This window comes from Anabaena sp. CCY 0017, from assembly GCF_963920885.1.
Taxonomy (GTDB): Bacteria; Cyanobacteriota; Cyanobacteriia; order Cyanobacteriales; family Nostocaceae; genus Nodularia.
This window is the reverse complement of sequence record NZ_CAWUDG010000009.1, coordinates 1-16,606: the sequence shown is the minus strand read 5'-3', so window position 1 is coordinate 16,606 and position 16,606 is coordinate 1. Positions and strand designations below refer to the sequence as shown.

22 protein-coding genes are annotated in these 16,606 nt (G+C 42.4%); 6 read left to right on the top strand and 16 right to left on the bottom strand.

Annotation, left to right across the window (positions count from 1 at the left end):
• Window positions 1-180 precede the first annotated feature (180 nt).
• Entirely contained in the window at window positions 181-1,119 is a 939-nt protein-coding gene (gene rnhA, locus ACM0OW_RS12975) for a ribonuclease HI (protein ID WP_414550520.1), read from the top strand.
• A gap of 89 nt (window positions 1,120-1,208) precedes the next feature.
• Here rnhA and cruG read toward each other — a convergent pair whose 3' ends face one another.
• Both cruG and cruF read right to left on the bottom strand, forming a co-directional pair.
• Entirely contained in the window at window positions 1,209-2,375 is a 1,167-nt protein-coding gene (cruG, locus tag ACM0OW_RS12970) for a 2'-O-glycosyltransferase CruG (RefSeq protein ID WP_414550648.1), read from the bottom strand.
• A 244-nt stretch (window positions 2,376-2,619) separates the two neighbouring features.
• Window positions 2,620-3,528 (bottom strand): gamma-carotene 1'-hydroxylase CruF, encoded by a 909-nt coding sequence (gene cruF, locus ACM0OW_RS12965; protein WP_414550519.1) that lies wholly within the window; start codon window positions 3,526-3,528, stop codon window positions 2,620-2,622.
• A gap of 374 nt (window positions 3,529-3,902) precedes the next feature.
• Between cruF and ACM0OW_RS12960 the strand changes: the two genes are divergently transcribed.
• Entirely contained in the window at window positions 3,903-4,337 is a 435-nt protein-coding gene (locus ACM0OW_RS12960) for a hypothetical protein (RefSeq protein WP_414550518.1), read from the top strand.
• Between the two features lie 28 nt (window positions 4,338-4,365).
• Here the strand turns inward: ACM0OW_RS12960 and rpmA are convergent, their stop codons facing one another.
• Window positions 4,366-4,647: a 50S ribosomal protein L27 gene (gene rpmA, locus ACM0OW_RS12955; RefSeq protein ID WP_414550517.1), complete on the bottom strand. Its 282-nt coding sequence runs from the start codon at window positions 4,645-4,647 to the stop codon at window positions 4,366-4,368.
• A gap of 27 nt (window positions 4,648-4,674) precedes the next feature.
• A complete protein-coding gene (rplU, locus tag ACM0OW_RS12950) occupies window positions 4,675-5,073 on the bottom strand; it encodes a 50S ribosomal protein L21 (RefSeq protein ID WP_414550516.1) in 399 nt (132 codons plus the stop codon).
• 3 nt (window positions 5,074-5,076) lie between these two features.
• Here rplU and ACM0OW_RS12945 point away from each other — a divergent pair, with 3 nt between their 5' ends.
• Complete coding sequence (locus ACM0OW_RS12945) at window positions 5,077-5,217, top strand: hypothetical protein (protein ID WP_414550515.1); 141 nt, start codon at window positions 5,077-5,079, stop codon at window positions 5,215-5,217.
• A 122-nt stretch (window positions 5,218-5,339) separates the two neighbouring features.
• Here ACM0OW_RS12945 and ACM0OW_RS12940 read toward each other — a convergent pair whose 3' ends face one another.
• Window positions 5,340-5,789, bottom strand: coding sequence for a lecithin retinol acyltransferase family protein (locus ACM0OW_RS12940; RefSeq protein ID WP_414550514.1), 450 nt, complete (start codon window positions 5,787-5,789; stop codon window positions 5,340-5,342).
• 230 nt (window positions 5,790-6,019) lie between these two features.
• On the opposite strand from ACM0OW_RS12940, the gene ACM0OW_RS12935 reads away from it, so the two are divergent.
• Window positions 6,020-7,111, top strand: coding sequence for a DNA polymerase beta superfamily protein (locus ACM0OW_RS12935; RefSeq protein ID WP_414550513.1), 1,092 nt, complete (start codon window positions 6,020-6,022; stop codon window positions 7,109-7,111).
• 89 nt (window positions 7,112-7,200) lie between these two features.
• Here the strand turns inward: ACM0OW_RS12935 and ACM0OW_RS12930 are convergent, their stop codons facing one another.
• Together ACM0OW_RS12930 and bchI are read right to left on the bottom strand one after the other, a co-directional pair.
• Entirely contained in the window at window positions 7,201-7,488 is a 288-nt protein-coding gene (locus ACM0OW_RS12930; RefSeq protein WP_414550512.1) for a hypothetical protein, read from the bottom strand.
• 86 nt (window positions 7,489-7,574) lie between these two features.
• Complete coding sequence (gene bchI, locus ACM0OW_RS12925; protein ID WP_414550511.1) at window positions 7,575-8,699, bottom strand: magnesium chelatase ATPase subunit I; 1,125 nt, start codon at window positions 8,697-8,699, stop codon at window positions 7,575-7,577.
• A 143-nt stretch (window positions 8,700-8,842) separates the two neighbouring features.
• Between bchI and ACM0OW_RS12920 the strand changes: the two genes are divergently transcribed.
• Window positions 8,843-10,030, top strand: coding sequence for an AbrB family transcriptional regulator (locus ACM0OW_RS12920; protein ID WP_414550510.1), 1,188 nt, complete (start codon window positions 8,843-8,845; stop codon window positions 10,028-10,030).
• Between the two features lie 118 nt (window positions 10,031-10,148).
• A complete protein-coding gene (locus ACM0OW_RS12915) occupies window positions 10,149-10,964 on the top strand; it encodes a DUF1838 domain-containing protein (protein WP_414550509.1) in 816 nt (271 codons plus the stop codon).
• 33 nt (window positions 10,965-10,997) lie between these two features.
• On the opposite strand, the gene ACM0OW_RS12910 is transcribed toward ACM0OW_RS12915, so the two are convergent.
• From ACM0OW_RS12910 to ACM0OW_RS12870, 9 genes are all read right to left on the bottom strand, one after another.
• The gene (locus tag ACM0OW_RS12910; RefSeq protein WP_414550508.1) at window positions 10,998-11,366 is read right to left on the bottom strand and encodes a pentapeptide repeat-containing protein; all 369 of its coding nucleotides are present in this window, start codon (window positions 11,364-11,366) and stop codon (window positions 10,998-11,000) included.
• 221 nt (window positions 11,367-11,587) lie between these two features.
• Window positions 11,588-11,917, bottom strand: coding sequence for a hypothetical protein (locus ACM0OW_RS12905; RefSeq protein ID WP_414550507.1), 330 nt, complete (start codon window positions 11,915-11,917; stop codon window positions 11,588-11,590).
• Between the two features lie 21 nt (window positions 11,918-11,938).
• On the bottom strand, window positions 11,939-12,256 hold the full coding sequence (locus ACM0OW_RS12900) for a hypothetical protein (RefSeq protein ID WP_414550506.1): 318 nt from the start codon (window positions 12,254-12,256) through the stop codon (window positions 11,939-11,941).
• The gene (locus ACM0OW_RS12895; protein WP_414550505.1) at window positions 12,244-12,528 is read right to left on the bottom strand and encodes a hypothetical protein; all 285 of its coding nucleotides are present in this window, start codon (window positions 12,526-12,528) and stop codon (window positions 12,244-12,246) included. Before ACM0OW_RS12895 ends, ACM0OW_RS12900 begins: the two co-directional genes overlap by 13 nt.
• On the bottom strand, window positions 12,506-13,096 hold the full coding sequence (locus ACM0OW_RS12890) for a hypothetical protein (RefSeq protein ID WP_414550504.1): 591 nt from the start codon (window positions 13,094-13,096) through the stop codon (window positions 12,506-12,508). The genes ACM0OW_RS12895 and ACM0OW_RS12890 overlap by 23 nt, the downstream gene beginning before the upstream one ends.
• 43 nt (window positions 13,097-13,139) lie before the next feature.
• Entirely contained in the window at window positions 13,140-13,472 is a 333-nt protein-coding gene (locus ACM0OW_RS12885) for a hypothetical protein (RefSeq protein WP_414550503.1), read from the bottom strand.
• A gap of 211 nt (window positions 13,473-13,683) precedes the next feature.
• The gene (locus ACM0OW_RS12880; protein ID WP_414550502.1) at window positions 13,684-14,328 is read right to left on the bottom strand and encodes a hypothetical protein; all 645 of its coding nucleotides are present in this window, start codon (window positions 14,326-14,328) and stop codon (window positions 13,684-13,686) included.
• A gap of 2 nt (window positions 14,329-14,330) precedes the next feature.
• Window positions 14,331-15,212: a hypothetical protein gene (locus ACM0OW_RS12875; protein WP_414550501.1), complete on the bottom strand. Its 882-nt coding sequence runs from the start codon at window positions 15,210-15,212 to the stop codon at window positions 14,331-14,333.
• Window positions 15,209-16,606 (bottom strand): collagen-like protein (locus tag ACM0OW_RS12870; protein ID WP_414550500.1); only part of this gene is annotated, 1,398 nt, incomplete at its 5' end. The genes ACM0OW_RS12875 and ACM0OW_RS12870, both read right to left, overlap by 4 nt.

Genomic DNA, 16,606 nt, shown 5'->3' with positions numbered 1-16,606 from the left:
CGTAAATTGTTAGAGAGAGTAAAGCTGCTAGATTGATTAAAAACCTAGCAATAGGATATTTCTACACTCTTTTCAGAGATATGTATCGATTTTTCTTTTGGTTGCGTTAACCTATATATTGCTTCGCATCTTACGCCGCTAAATTTTCCCTGCTTACCAATGCAGTGCGATATCTTCACTATGTCTAATCAACGCAAAATTCAAAACATCTACACCGATGGCGCTTGTACTGGGAACCCTGGCCCTGGGGGTTGGGGTGTGGTCGCTTATTTCAACGATGGCAAAGTTCACGAAATGGGTGATGCTGCCAGCTATACGACTAATAATAAGATGGAAATGCAAGCGGCGATCGCAGCTTTAAATTTCTTCCATGCATCTGGACAAGTTGAACCTATAACCCTCTACACCGATAGCGAATACCTGATAAACTGCGTGACAAAGTGGTTGCCAGGATGGAAAAAAAGAGGCTGGAAAAAGGCAGATGGTAAACCTGTCCAGAACCAAGACCTTTTAGAACTTCTGGATCAACTCAATACTCCCCAAGTAAATTGGCAACACGTCAGGGGACATTCTGGTAACATAGGTAACGAGCGTTGTGATGCGATCGCTCGCTCCTATGCTAGCGGTCAAATCCCTTCTCTACAAGAATTATCCGCTACTGATTCCTACAAATCTTTACATTCTGTAAGTGAAGATAATGTAGAAAAGGTAGCAGATTATGCATCTAATTCTAAAGTAATTAACAAAAGTACACAAGATGACAGTACTTTTATATCAGATATAAACACTATGGAACCATCCACCGCACAAGTTGCGGCCGTAAATGAAGAAAAACTATCTACAACCAGGGTAAAGCAACTCAAAAACTTGCTGGAAACTCTGCGGATAGCTGATGAAATTTCGGAAAAAGGCTATTTAATTAGTAGTTCGGAACTAGCAGACTTGATGGATGTCCACGCCAGCGCTGTCACTAGTAGGGGAGACGAATGGCGCTGGCGGAACTGGATCGTATCACGGGTAAGACGGGAAGGAAATCAAATTCTCTGGGAACTAGAAAGAGGCGATTGCGCTTCGCGCAGTACCGGAGGCAATGGCCTAGAAACCGAAGACGATTCGTAATTCGTAATTCGTAATTCGTAATTCGTAATTCGTAATTTTTCCTTGTAGAGACGCGATAAATCGCGTCTTCCATCTTCCAGATCAAGCAATCAATTATACGTCCTTCCTCGCCATTCCTTGGGAGTGTGCAGTGCTGAGATAAAGATTCGCAGTACAGCGATGGGGTCAGCTAAAGGAGAAAGCCAAAATAACCAGCCACCTTGAGCATCTTTCCGATCATAAGAAGGTGCGATCGCCAATAGCATAGCAAAACGAATCGCCAAGAGAAATACATTTAAACCCAACAACAGAGGATGGGAGGAAAGCCAAAAGCAACTCAGCACAACCAACAGAGGTAAACCCTGAACTGCTGAAAGTAACCATAAATCCCCCCAAATTTGAGCAGATGGAGATGCGTCCTTCAAATCCAGACTGCGCCCCCATTCCTTCCAAGTCTCTACCGCACCCTCATACATCCGCACCTTCAGCACCTTTGCGCCATCGAAGAAGCCCACCTTAAAGCCTTGAGCCGCAATATGTCGCGCTAATGTGACATCATCACAAAAAGAACTCTTCGCACTGTTATAACCACCCACTGCTGCTAAAACCGAACGGCGACACAAAAAGCATTGCCCATTTGCCATCACCCGTTCTGGCTGTTCCGTGGTAATTCCAGCCGGGTCAAATCGGTAGAGCAAAGTCATTAATAATGCTGGTTGCAGCAAGCATTCACCAGGATACTGAAGGATAAATTGCGGTGAAAGGGAAACCAAATCATATTCTTGGGCTGCTGCGGTCTGCACCAAACTAGCAACTAGACCGGGATCTGGTTGGGTATCAGCATCCATCCCTAGAAACCACTCACTAGCTTCCGAACTATGCAAAAAGCCATTATGTAATGCCCAAGGACGACCCACCCAATTAGCAGGTAAGGGGTCATCAGTCATTAAGCGAAAACGGGGGTCTTGCTGCTGTGCAGTTTTGACTAAATCCGGCGTACCATCCTGGGAATTACTATCTACTACGATAATTTCCCGCACTTCGTAACTTTGCCGACTCAAGCCTGATAACAGAGGACTAATGCGAAGCGCCTCGTTTAGCGTGGGAACAACAACGCTGACAGTACCCAAAAGCTCAGGTGTTGGCTGTTGGGCTTCAAGGGGCGGATGTCGTCTTGGCCCCTTGACCAGACGTGAAAGCAGAATGGCTGTTGCTGGTATTTGGATAAGTAGCAATAGAAAAGTTATGACGCTTTCTACTGTTAAAGCGTTTTCCACAGTAAAAATATTTTGCAATGGGAATGGTGATTACAAAGAATTGGGTAGGGGACATGGGGTATGGCAAAAGTCAAAAGTCAAGAGTAGGGGCGGGTATGGCTACGCCACGCAAGCTACATAGATATCATTTAATATCAACGAGGATATTAGTAAACCCGCCCCTACTGTGAATTGGTTTTGGGATTTTGTCATGTCCTAACCGCCTTTGCTGTTGCGGTATTGCTTGTCTTCCTGTCCCCTAATTTTATTTCAAAGCAACTTTAATATTTGCCACTGAAACTGCGTTGGTTGTTGATTCCGCATCAGCTTGAGCAGATATGGCTGATCCTTTTAACCACAGTGCTAGAGAGGGACCGACACCTAACGCAAAGCCTAAGACTACAGGAATGGTGAAACCAGCCGCTAAACTCATGACTGTAGCAAAGCCAAAGTTAGCCAAATATACTACTAAGGGTACATTGAGTTGCGATCGCTCAAATTTAATCGGGTTGTTATTCCATAGCACAGCGGCCACAGTCATAAACACAGCACCAGTACCCAGCCAGCCCACAAAGTTTTGATAAGGCATTCCAAAGAAAGGCCCTGGTTGTTGCCAATACCAGAAAGGCAGAGAAGTTTGGCTCATTGCTGGGTCTAGCACAAAATCCCAAGAAGTCAATAGCAAAGAACCCAAACCGATAGCACAGATATGTCGCCATAAGCTAGGTTTTGTATCCACTTCTAAACCAGCCCGCGCCAGTAGGTAAGAAGCGCATCCGACATAAAACCATGACAGGGGAATTGTGAACGGTACTAAACCAGCGATTTTATAGCCCAAGCCACTGAGATAGCTGTAGTTACCGAAAGGAAAGCCTGTACTGGTTCCTAGTAGTTCACTGCCTAAAGAAATAAATATTGCGGGTAGCATAAATGCCAATATTCTACCCAAACCCAAAGTCCGCAAACCATATAAGAATACAGCGGCCGTTCCCAAGATCATATAGACCACACCACCGCCTGCCATACTCCACTGCATGGCGGTTTGTCCAAATTCAGATAAATGGAAGATGACTTCGGCATTAGGTACAACTAGTAGTATGCCTACCAATCCAAACACCATTGACACGATATGACCAATTAGGCATACGCGCTCCGCAATTACAAGTTGTTTCATAAATAAGTCCTTAACAAAATGTGACGTGTGGCAACTCGGCTGTTAATAGTTTACAAATGTTTACGCAAATATTTAACTAGTTTATGCCATTATTCTGGTGCAAGTGGTTTAGTTTTCTTGGCAAGAGCATAACAGCCTATTGATTTCATCTACAAAAAATAGGATGATAAACCTATAGTCTAAGTCATTGCAGCCAAGATTCATCCCACTAAATACAGCTTTTTCTAGTTAGCCTTTGTGATATCACCTATAGGTTCACAGGTGTTTAGCATCCAAAAATATATTCTAGGAGCGATAATAATTAAAGTAAAACCAAGGCTTTTATCACCCCAATACTTGTTAAATCACAGATTGAGCCACTAAGGTTACACCCCATGTCAATTGTGAAAACATTTCCTTGGATTTCCTTAGTGCTGGTACTGTTTAGCTACGGTACATTGGGTTGGGCATTATCCGAGACTCAAGCCCCTTTATATATCTGGATAAGTTTTATACTTGTAGTTTTTCTTTTAGTGGGTAGCTTGACTATTCCTGGCTCGGCCATATCAAAATACACTAATTTATTACTGCAATCAAATATCAGGTCTTTTGCTGTTGCCTCTTTTGGCGCATTCTTGTTTTTTTTAATGCTGGCGTGGTTCCGAATATTTCTCGATACCTTGCTGATTATTTCTGCTGGTATCTTAGCCAGGATAGACTGTCAAAGTGCCGGTTATAAGCAAGGACAAGCTTTTTTAATTACATTGATATTTTCATTAGCAGGTTTAGCCTTGGGTAAAGTCCTACATCTGGGATTTTCCCAGCCGTAAAGGGTGGGGAGTACCCACCCAACCAAATCTAAACAGCTGCTGCTTCCACTGGCGCAGCGACTGGATAAACGCTAACTTTTTTACGGGATTTGCCTTTTCTTTCAAAGGTTACTACACCGTCAACTAAAGCAAACAAAGTGTCATCGCTGCCAATACCGACGTTGTTACCGGGGTGAACCTTGGTACCACGTTGACGCACGAGAATATTTCCCGCAATCACATTTTGACCACCAAAGCGCTTTACACCCAGGCGTTGAGCATTAGAGTCGCGTCCGTTACGAGTACTACCTGTTCCTTTCTTGTGAGCCATAATTACCTCTTGTGTTTTTTGTATTTATTATTCAGCAACAGCTTCCGCCGGGGATTCTTCGAGAACAGGAAGTTCAACAGCTACACCGTTTTCGGGACCAAAGACTTCACCATTAAAGTTGATGGAATCAATCATCAGTCTCGTGATTTCCTGGCGATGTCCCCGTTTTTTGCGGGTTTTCTTTTTAGGCTTCATTTTATATACCAGGACTTTGCGGCCTCTAAAGTTCCGCACCACTGTCCCTTCTACAGTCGCCCCTGCTACTAACGGTTGTCCAATGGTGACTTCGCCGCCGTGCTGTACTAGTAATACTGAATCTATTGTAACTTTTTCATCCGCTTCGATATGGAGCAGTTCAATATCGTAAAAGCGACCTGGCTCAACTTTTAGTTGCTTACCGCCAGTTTCAATAATTGCGTAGGTCATGGAATGGTCCTTAAGGTTGCCGTACAGGTAGCTGGCTTTAAAGGCGATTTTTCTGGTTTTGAGCGATCGCTGTTGCTAGCTTTTTTATATGTCCACCTGATCCGAGCAGGAATGAGACAGACAATCTACTACTATAGTTTATGAACTGCGTTTAAGTCAATCTAATGATGTGGATTTAATAAAATCGCACCTCACCCCCAACCCCTCTCCTTATCAAGGAGAGGGGAGTTTAAAGTTGCGCCGTAACCCACCTTTTTCACTGCTTTTTAATCATTTTTAGATAAGTGATATATCCCTATTGCAGCTGCTATGCCTAACACAGCAGGAGCAGCAACAGCAGCAGCAATAAGACTTCCTCCACCAACTCCTCCGATAGGTGCTACAAATTTGTTGACTTGTTTACTGTCGGAACGACCTGTTTTGCAGTAGTGTGCAAAATGCTCACAGTTATTAAACAAAAGGTTATATTTTTGTTCACCCAACTTGCTGATTGCTCTTTGCACTACAACTTCTGGGGAATCACATTTACCGTACTTTTCAGTAAAAATTGTTTCTCCGTCAGCAAACACATATCTACTGACAAGGCGAATAATTTTTTGGTCTGTAATTGTACCATGATAGTGAATAACCGTACCGTCTCCACAATCAATCCCATGATGAGTGGTCATCCTTCCGCTAATCTTCATACTGCGGTAGATGTGATCTCCCTTGGCCATGAATAACCTCGCTATATTCAGCTACAAAGAATGTATTACTTTGTACTAAGATATTTGAGCTTTAATTATTACGTCAATTGTACAAATACGAAATTTTTCCCATGAAGCATGACTGCGGAAATGTAAAGATAACGTAAATTTTTTATCTATTCCTTCTTTGTTAACCGTGAATACCCTTAGTTGGCGGTTTGCTTTGAATTAGATAAAATAGCTATATTTAACCAATAAATATGAAAAGAATAGAAGTTGAACAAAGAACAATCTTAATCGGTCTATCTGGTAGCCACGGCTATGGGTTAAATCGTCCTGAATCAGACTTTGATTTTCGGGGGATATTTATTGCACCCAAAAGATATTACTTGGGATTTGACCGCATAGAACAAAAAGATACTGGTTGGGATGAACCTGGGATATTTCCCTTTATTGACGGTAATGAAGACACAGTTATTTATGAGTTAAAAAAGATAATTCAGTTATTAGCAGGGGCAAATCCTAATATTTTAGAATTGCTGTGGTTGCAAAATTATCCTGTTTTAACATCTGTGGGACAACAGTTAATTAAGCACAAAAGAATCTTTTTAACCAAAAAAGTTAAACATACTTATTCTGGTTATGCTTTTGCTCAAATCAAAAAGATGGAAACTCATCGTAAATGGTTATTAAATCCACCACAAAAGAAACCACTCCCATCTAATTTTGGCATAGAAGACGAAACCCCACTTATTAAAGATGAGCTAAACGCTTTTCTAGAGTATCTTTATCATTTAATTAGAGGCAGAATTGAGTTTTTAGAAGAAGCTGAAGAATTATATAAGTTGCTGACGGCAGATATTGATTTTAAAGGAGTATTGAAACAATATACTTTACCTGATGAAACTTTGGAATATACCCAAAAATTAACCAATAGCCGCAAAGATTTTATTCGTTTACTGCAAAAAAGCCAAAATTATCAAATAGCTTTAAGAGAATGGAAAGCTTACATATCTTGGCAGGAAAACAGAAATCCTGCTAGGGCGGAAATGGAAAGAAAGTCTGGTTTTGACCTCAAGCATGGAATGCACTGCATTAGATTATTACGCAGTGGGTTAGAAATACTACAGCGAGGGGAAATAATTGTAGATAGAAGAATAGCTGGTGATGTGGAAGATTTGAAAGCTATTTTAAGAGGTGATTACTCTTATGAACAAGTGATGAAAATGGCAGAGGATTTGGTTAGCCAAATGGAAATTGTTTACGATAAATCACGTTTACCCGCTCGACCTGATTTGGAGCAAATTAATGATTTATGTATGGAACTGGTAGAGATGCAAGGGTGGGGATGAAGAAGCAAGGGAGCAGGGAGCAGGGGAACAGGGGAAACAAGATTCTTGCTCCCTCTCCTTAGTAAGGAGAGGGTTGGGGTGAGGTTCTATTACAGCAAATCAGCAAAGCCGTAGATACTAATCAAAAGCAATAATAATGCGGTGAATTGGGTTAATCTTACTTGGGGTGAGGGCGCGATCGCTTCCCGTACTAAGATAGAAATAGAAGCCCCCACTACTAAGCTCAAACCCAATACTAAATAAGGTATATCTGGTAAAATTATCGCTACGATTAACATGGCGATCGCTAGCATGAGCATCAAGAACTCTACAAACCCTGGTGGGTTGTATTGGCTAGCTAAAATAAAGTTGTTTAAGCAAGAGTTCCACAATCTCATAATTTAGTGCTGAATGGAGACGCGATTCATCGCGTCTGTACAAGAAAGAAAGTGCTGAGTTATGAAAACTCAACACTGAAAAGCTTTTAATTTCTCGCCCCTATTTTTTGACCTACACCATTTTTTTGTGCAGCATCATCTTCAGGTGGTTCCAAACCAAAAACCCGTGCAAACGCTTTTTGTACCTTGTAGCCAGTATCAATTGACTCTAAGGGGTCTTTCCGCAGTCTGTGACGCAGACATAGAGTAATTACACGCTTGATATCATCAACAGTGACTTCAGTTCGACCTTCAAATGCGGTTAATGCTTTGGCGGCGCGGTTGCTAACAATATCACCACGCAAACCATCTACATCTAGTTCTGAACAAATTTCGGAAATTTTTACTCGTTGGTCGTAGTCAAGTGTCACCGATGGTAACAAATTCTGAGCATTGACAATTTTTTGTTGTAATGCTTCTTGTTCCGCTTGGCATTTTTCTAGAAATACAGGAGGATTCTGATCAAATTCCGCCCTCTGTTCTACAATCTGTACCCGCAAAACTGGTTCTTTGACAGTATGAATTTCTGCGTGCATCCCAAAACGGTCTAGCAGTTGGGGACGCAGTTCACCTTCTTCAGGGTTCCCAGAACCTACAAGCACAAAGCGGGCTGGGTGACGAATAGAAATACCTTCCCGTTCTACAGTATTCCAACCACTGGCTGCGGAGTCCAGTAGCACGTCTACTAGGTGGTCGTCTAGCAAATTCACTTCATCCACATAAAGAATGCCACGGTTAGCCTTAGCCAGCAATCCCGGCTCAAAAGCTTTCACACCCTCAGATAAAGCTTTCTCAATGTCGATAGTGCCACAAACTCGGTCTTCTGTAGCCCCCAATGGCAAGTCTACCATTTGAACTTTTTTGTGAGCTATGGGAATTTCCGCCCCTTGTTCTACCATTTGGCGAACTTCATCACTCATCACGTCGGGGTCGTTGGGGTCACTGTTGAAGGGGTCATTGGCAACCACGGGGATTTCAGGCAATAAATCAGCCAGCGCCCTGATAGTCGTGGATTTGCCGGTACCGCGATCGCCCATAATCATTACACCACCGATTTTGGGATCAATCACGTTCAACAGCAGCGCCAGTTTCATTTCTTCCTGGCCCACAATTGCCGTAAATGGGAATACCACGCGACGCGCACTTGCCGTGGATTGAGCAGTTGGAGTCACTAAATTACCTTAACAATATTTTTCTTATTACAATTCCTTATTGTGCCACAGTTAGGGGGTGGAAGCACGGGCAAGCAGATGTGAGTTCTAGGCAATTACGCTAGTTTGAGTGCATATTGAATTAATTTAAACAGCCCTTTTCGATGAATCAAAACCTCAGTTTTACTCCCACCCAAGAGTTACCGACTCATGAAAAACAAAATGTTACCCGACAAAAATTATATGTAAAGCTAGTAATTACCCTCAGCCTAGAACTGCTGCTGGCAATACCTTTGGGTTTAGTCTTAGTCAATTTACACGTAGGCGGAATTGCTTGGATATTTGGTGGAATTGCCTCTGGTGCAATAGTTTTACAAGGATGTCGGATTTTCTACCAGTATTATCCCAAACCTAATCGCCGGGCGAGGAAGGTGGGAATGGCACTTGTCGGCTTGAGTGTCGGTGCATCAAGTAGCAATAGCGATTTAACCAGTCTGGCTTCTGGTGTTCCTATATTTATTTTTCTCACTTTATTTTTACTGCTGTGTGGTGGCTGCATTGGCTACTTATACTCACGCTTGAGTCAAACCAATTTATTAACATCAATGTTGGCGACAGTTCCGGGTGGCGTGGGAGTTATGTCATCTATTGCCGCCGATTACAATAGAAATGTCACTCTTGTAGCTTTAGTTCAGGCAATTCGCGTTACCACTGTAGTATTACTGATTCCGTTAATTGCGCGCACATCAGTTGATCATGTTCTCAGCCCCCAAACCTTACCTGTCACAGTTAAATTACTGAGTTTTGATCCATCTCAACTCGGATTACTCTTTTTAGCATTAGTAATTACCACATTAGTAGTTTCTCTAGCTGGATTATGCAAAATGCCAGCTGCCGAGTTTTTTGGGGCATTAGTAGTTGGTCTAGCCTTTAATTCTTTGCTACACTTGCTACCTGTTTTCGGTGATGTGGATTTTAGCCCGCCAGTGTTCATCAAATTATTAGGTCAACTGCTACTGGGAATTACCATTGGGGAGTATTGGGGAGATAAACCCAACATTGACAAAAGGGCTGTAGGTTATGCTTTTATGTCTGTAGCCATGACTCTGATTGCGGGTGCGATCGCTGCTATGCTGGCCATGCAATTAACCTCTTGGGACTGGTTAACTTGTCTATTAGTTACAGCACCAGGAGGCGCGCCAGAAATGATTTTAGTATCGCTGGCATTAAATCATAATGTAGAAATTGTCACAGCTGGTCATTTAGTACGACTCCTTGCTATTAACAGTTCCCTACCACTATGGATATTTTTGTTTCGCCATCTTGATAGACAGTTATCAGAGTCTGTTTAGTTACCCCAGATGCTCCTGGTAATGAGGTAATTTATTCCCAATGCCCAATGTCCAATGTCCTATTTTTGAACTATTTTAGACAACACTTTCTCTAATTCAGTTCAAAAGGAGACAGGAGATGGTTGCCCAAGTTCAAGAATTAGATGCCCAGCAATGGGTGAAGACTCGTTCTTCCCTTAACCATAATAAATCTACATTCCTCACCTGGACAGGTAAAATTTATAGTTTTATCCCTGGTGAGAAAAGAAAACTGCTCTTTAAAATGTCAGGAGTCAGCGTCAGTAGATGCATTCCCACAGCAGAAGATAGCTGGGATTTTACTTCTAGAGAACTGACTTACTACCTTAATCCCCAAACAGACGAGATCCTACGGCACTGGGAAAACCCCTGGACAGGTGAAACAGTAACTGTCATCCACGTTGCTAATAATCCGGTGCAGGGGCAGTTTCAAGGCAAATTTCCTGCCCAAGTCGAAGGAGATACGACAACTTTTGTTTTTGATATTTTTCCCACATATCCTAATTTACTGGCAGAAGACCCCAAGTTTGCCGCATATAGCCCATATCCAATTTATCAAGCCACGGAATTATTCAAATTAGCTGTACCAACAGTAGATTTATCTAACTTAGAACTAGATTCGGTGTCTCAACTTAGACTCAGTTGGGATAGAATTGGTCAATGGTTGCCCTGGATGAAAATGGGCGATAGCTCTGGTTATCTGATTTACAGTGCTTCAGGAAGTAAAGTCAATGGTTTGACAGAATTACCCCAGTTGCTTCAAGATGAAATTAATACTCGTGTTCCCCTGTACAAGCAAGCGCCAAAAGCTTTTGTAGATGGTGAAGACATGACATCTTGGCTGTACTTCCAAAAACACTTTCAGTCTTACTTAGCTGGTGAAATCTTCCCCCTTCCTGAAGCAGAGGAGTTGTAATTCGTAATTTGTAATTCGTAATTCAGAATGCAGTTAAAATTTCTGCATATTTCTGCTTTCGGGGTAGAAACCTCTAGAAAAACGGGTGCTTTCATCATAGTAAGCCCCAGTAAAGTCAGCACCGTAAAACTTGGCTAAGTTGAGTTTCGCTCCTCGGAGATTGGCCTCGTTCAGTTTAACGCCAGACAAGTTAGCTCTAGTTAAGTTGGCATTGGCTAAATTAGCATGACTTAAATCTGCTCCCCAAAGCTTGGCTTTAGCTAGGTTAGCTCCACTCAAATCTGCTCCCCACAAGTTAATTCCAGGTAAGTAGGCAGCAATTAGCTTGACTCGAACGAGGTTTGCGGCGGGAAAATACCTCTGTCCTGAGTTATAAAGTCGGATTAATTCTTTGGCATCCATGAGTTTCTTGTATGAAATCTCTATTTATAGAATAGTTTGCAATGGGTTTAAACGCAGAGGGGCGCGGAGGTTTATTTTCTCAGAGAACTAGCCTATTTCCTTGTAGAGCAAAGGTTTCATGGCTTAGATAAACTAATACTACTCATTTACTACTCAAAAGCACTGGTTTCACCCCTAATTTTTAAGGTTTTCCCAGTGCGATCGCTCTACTCATTTACTGCTCATTTATGTTTTTCCAGGAATTCATCAAGTTTGCTTTCGAGCCGCTCGAAAACTATGATTCCTGATGCCCGCTTTTTTAAATTTTCAATTTCACCCCCTAACCTAGACCCTTGCCCATCCAGGCGATAGGTAAAACTATCTCGACTAGCAATAGAATCTTGTATGTGTAGGTCAAGCCGCTTATCTATAAGGTAAAGCTGTTTTTCTACGCCATCCTTAACTCTATCTATATCTTTATAAATCGCTGCTTCCATCCTGGCAATACGCCACACAAACCCCACGAAAGTAAAAAAAGCGATTATAATTTCCAACGCATCTTTTGTACCCATAGGTAATAACTCCTGTCATAACTAAACCCACACATCAATTTCGACTATCCAAAAGAATTGAGATTTAACCCCTGCCCTTTTCCTGACTCCAAAACGGCGACTGGAAAAGGGTAGGGGCTTTTTCATTTCCAGGACAGTATTATTTTCAACTGGGTAGATGCGAGAAAAATCTGCAAAGTCCTGATAATTATCAACTTGAGCGATGTACCCGTAGTTAATAAAAAGTGGATCGGAGTTTAAGATATTCCTCACTCGAATCCACTCCACGGAGCTATCAATTAAATATGTAAATTGCCAGTCGTCAGATATTGGGATAGCTGCTACATTTACCCATCCCACTCCCATTCCTCCTCGGATTCACCAATTTCGTCTAGGCGCTCATCATATTCCCCCCCATAGAGATATTCCTCCAGGTCTGAGGCAGTAGCGACTCGTGCCAGTCCACTGCCAGGCTCAACCACAAAAGCAAATCCATCTGGGTCTTTGGCTGCTTCGCTCTTCCAGTTTGGAGGAGGGAAAGCTAAAGTCCAATCAAAGTCCGGGTCGCCAGGGAGGATAATTACCCTCCCATCATCAGGGTATTGGGTTCTATGCGTTAGGGATGAGGTCATAGCTCACACCTCTAACAGTCCAACCTTTATCCACAGCAGCATCTATCACAGAAGCTTGAGGCTTGATGAAGGTCGAAACCGTCGAACCACCTTCTCTCTTAGATGCTCTAGGCGGTTTAGGTGTGGAACCCCAAACCATATTATCTGTAGACCCAGAAGCCTGTTCTATACCCAGTTCTCCAGCCTTGCTAACTTCTGCGGCGGTTAGGTTCCAGGCGTACTTGTAGCCACCGGGCATATCAACGTAAACAGTCCGAGTAGCGCCAGCCGTCTTAACCCCGCGAATACCAGAACCACTGGCTGTTACAATCCAGTTCGCTTTTTGTAGGTCGTTAATTTTAGCGCTAGAGCAGAAACTACTAACCCTACTACCCCCAGCTATTTCCAATGTGGCCCTGTTCGGCTTTGGACTATTAGCACCAAAAAATACACCCGCAGCGCCTGCAAAAGTAGTCTGTCCCAGTACGCCTTTGTATTGATTATGGAAGGCTTGATTGATTTGAAATCCATACTTCAATCCAGAAAATTCAACATAAGCGGGTACTTTATTCCCCCTACGTCTTGGCATTTTTAATCTCCTATGTCTTAGTTAAAATTTCAAAATATCAGCCCTAGACGTTAGGACCAGTGATGGTATCCAGGTTTAACGGAATGTTAAAGGATGAAACTTGGGTAACACCAACAACACCCTCCTCTGTTGGTGCTGAATAGCTGAATGCCGGAAATGAATCAAGTTGTTCGCCTGCAATTTGTCCCTCATTGACAGCGACCTGCGCCCTGCCTGCGGCATCCCTAATCTTGTACAAAAATTCAACGACGGTTTCCTGCGTCAAGGCAGTAAGACTTTCACCAGTAATTACTCCTGCGTCAATCATCACCTTTCCACCACTAACGATGATTGCATCTTCCAACCCCATAGCAGTCAGCGCGGTCTGAAGTTGCACCCAGGTCAAATCAGTTATAGCAGCCATACGGTCAATCAATTATTAAATGATGCTCTCACTATGGCACGGCTACTGAGGATTGTATAGTGGATGTAATCGCTTCCAGGGAGGGGGCTTTAGCAATACTGAGAAATCAGCACCCCTATAGGGTTCTTATTTTTTGGCATTAATGGAAACCAGCAAATGGTTGTAAATGTTAATTTTTATTAAGTTATCCAAGCGGGGTTTTATCGTCAGGTTCCCTGTACAAATCTAATCTTCTGCGAGTCTTTTTATAGGCTTTTTTCCCCTGCCTGGGCTTACCAGCTAAATCTGTAGGCTCAGATATTAATGTTGCGTAGCATGGGTAGTATCTTGTGGGCAGTTTAATTTTATCTGGGTCTACTTGAACATCATCACTCACACGCAATTTAGTAATTTTATCTACAGATAGAGTGGCTAGCAGGCGAACGACTTTTACAGCTTCCTCTTTCGTCGCTCCATAAACAGCCATTTGCCTGCCTGATGACATTGTTGCAGTGGCTCTATATTCCCCCCAGGTAAAAGGAGCGGCAGCCCTCCTCACTTGCTCCCAGGTTAGCCCTTTTTTACAGTTTGGGATATGGTAACTAGCAGCTGTAGGATTTTCGCCGCGAACCTTCCAGGGGGGCTTCTCTTTAGATTTGAAAATAATATTTAAAATTCTTTCCTGCCTTCTGGGTCTTTGGACATCGGCAACTGGTAAACCCATGATTTGACCAACATCTTTATTCCAGATTGTTCTTTGATTGGCCATCGCTTGGAGTATCGCCAGTTTAATATCTTTTTGCCTACCAAAAAAAACGATATCTTGTGATGATTTGACGATACTAGCCATAGTTATGGTTCAGGGTTGATGCGAACTGATTTATTCTCTCCTAATTCTATTTCATTTTTAAATTGTTCCATCCGCCAAATATCATCCAATCCCATCGTAACGATATATCCTGAGTCCCAGAAAGCATTTTCTACTCCGCCCAAATATCCCTTTACGAACTCCCGCAAAATTTCAGGCTTGATAGACTGAATTTTCTCATCAACCTTTTTCGCAAAACTCCAAGCTTCTCCCGGTTGTGCGACTGGGGATAAGCCAAACATCCTCAAACTTCGCAAACTTAATATTGATTGGTTAAAAAGATTCTGTAACCCAAGCTGACCTATCAGGGTGATTCCGAATTTAAATTGATTCTCAATGTTTGTTCTGGATTCTGCGGTCACGTCTTGGCGTAATGCTGCCACCCTTTCTTTTGCAATATCAACAGCTACCCGTGCTGGAATGATTGGGTATTTAATTGGCACGCCGTTAACTACGGCGACTGTGGCAACTCTAATAGTTGAATCTCCTAAAATGTATCCAGCCATATTAGATATTAAATTGTTGGTAGATTCAATCTGTTGCTTGATTTGCGCGTCTGATTGATTCCAATCGAAGTTGTAAACCGTGTAGCTAGTCATCTGCAAAAACTGCCATAAACTAGACCAGCTAATTTGAATTCCAAGGGCATTAGCTACAGACAATGCAAAACCACCAAGCCGCTTTAAACCTCCCAGTACCCGTCCAAATAACCCCTTCCCATCACTACTAGCAGCATCAGCTAATTGACTTGAGAATTTGCGGACACGATGCCAACGATTAGCCCCTTTATACTGGGCTTGCTGACCAATAGTAAAAACATCCTTTCCCGGCTCTAAATCAATAGTTCCGTCTGGGTTTATTTTCATTTCAATCCCCTCAGATATTGCTTTAATTTATCGGTCAAGTCCTCAATTTCCATGAGTGGTACACCGTCAATCTTCATATCTCCTACGGGTTCTCTGAGGAGCTTTAAGAATAGCTTCCAATCATCCTCGTCAGCCTTCAATCGTGCCAGAGCATCTTTAGCAATAATTCCCCCCATGACAGCATCCCCAGGCTTGTATTGATTGGTGAGAGCCGCTTTTGTGATGCCTGCTGAAATCAAGAGGGTATTTAGTTTATGTTCGAGGTGTCCACTCCGGTGAGAGTAGCTAATTATTTGTTGGTCAGATTCCTTAATAAATTCCTTAATATTCTGCGTTCCTGGGGTGAATAAAGTTTTAATAGTCTTTGGAGTTCTGTTAATTTGATACCCAAGATATTTAGCATTAGCCAAACTAATATCCTGAGAAATTAAAGCGGCGTTTTTAGTTGCTGCTGTTTCAATTAAGCTTTTCATTCCTAATTGAGTGTTGAGTTGTAAATCATCCTGAATTACTAGCGAAATCCCCATTATTTCGGCTATGCCATCACTAATATTATCAATACGAATATTCTTCTCAACTATCTTGCCCCCTTCCTCTACCTCAACAGATATATTTAACGGGAATTCACCTACTACAGACCTAAATTGAGCATACTGATAAGCTTGGAAGCTAACATTATCAGTGATTTTTTGATATTCAGCTTTGTTCCAATCACTAATATTAATAATTTCCCCAGTTGCGGGATTCCGAGTAATTTTAGGCATGGTGCTAGGAGGAGCATCTACAGGCAATTTATGCAACCCGGAGCGCCTCCATGTAGCAGCATCCAGCCCGAATAGCATTTGTGGCAAGCTTGTAGCCTGCATTGTTAAGGGCTGAGTATCAACAAGTGGGGTAGATTGTTCTCTGTATGCAAGCTTGATTGATTTTTTAATTGAAGTTTCAGGGTTAAAATCGTATGTCACGACATCGCCTTTAAACCAATCATTACCGCCCATGATTCTGTATGTTCTGCAAACGACTTTGGAAACGGTCTCTAGCTGTGTTGACAACTGCTGAACCTGCGATTGGATGCCATACAATCCAACGCCACCATAAGGTAATGAAACATCCTGTCCAACTACACAATCATGCGCCGTAATAGCCCCTGCTATTGGTGGGAAATTAGCAGCAATATTTGCTGTTGTATTTGATATGTTGGTGACTTGGTTGTTGATATTAGTAACCTTGTTATTAACATTAGTTGTATTTGTATTTATTTGGGTAATTTGTCTTTGAATGCCTGCCAATTCTGCCATATCAAAACGTCCCACTTCACCAGTCAAACCACGAGGACCAACACTGCCAGTCAAACCACGAGGACCAACACTGCCAGTCAAACCACGTTGACCAAC